Source organism: Haematobacter missouriensis (assembly GCF_000740775.1).
Classification (GTDB): Bacteria; Pseudomonadota; Alphaproteobacteria; order Rhodobacterales; family Rhodobacteraceae; genus Haematobacter; species Haematobacter missouriensis.
In genome coordinates this window covers 1-377 of record NZ_JFGS01000128.1, presented here as the reverse complement: position 1 = coordinate 377, position 377 = coordinate 1, and the positions used below count along the sequence as shown (strand labels likewise).

The window sequence follows — 377 nt, the reverse complement described above, 5'->3', positions numbered from 1 at the left end:
TTGGCCAGTTCCGTCTTGCCAACCCCGGTTGGCCCGAGAAACAGGAAGGTCGCAGTCGGACCGGAACCATCGCGCAGACCCGCACGCGCCAGCCGCACCGCATCGGCCACGGCGCGGATCGCTTCTTCCTGGCCGATGACGCGCTCGTGCAGCTTCTCCTCGAGCTTGAGGAGCTTGTCCTTCTCCTCGGTGGTCAGGTCCGTGACCGGAACGCCGGTGATCTTGGAGACGATCTGCGCGACGTGATCGGCGCGCACCTCGGTGGTCGCCGAAGCCTGATCGCGCTTCCAGATCTCCAGAAGCTCGTCCAGCTCCTTCTGCTTCTGCTCCAGCTCCTTCTTCAGTTCTGCTGCTCGGTCGAATTGCTTGCGGGCTGC

The 377-nt window shown here is 64.2% G+C and carries 1 pseudogene; it reads right to left on the bottom strand.

Annotated features, from left to right (window positions below):
• Nucleotides 1-377: pseudogene (locus CG51_RS18955) on the bottom strand (Clp protease ClpC); the annotation flags it as partial.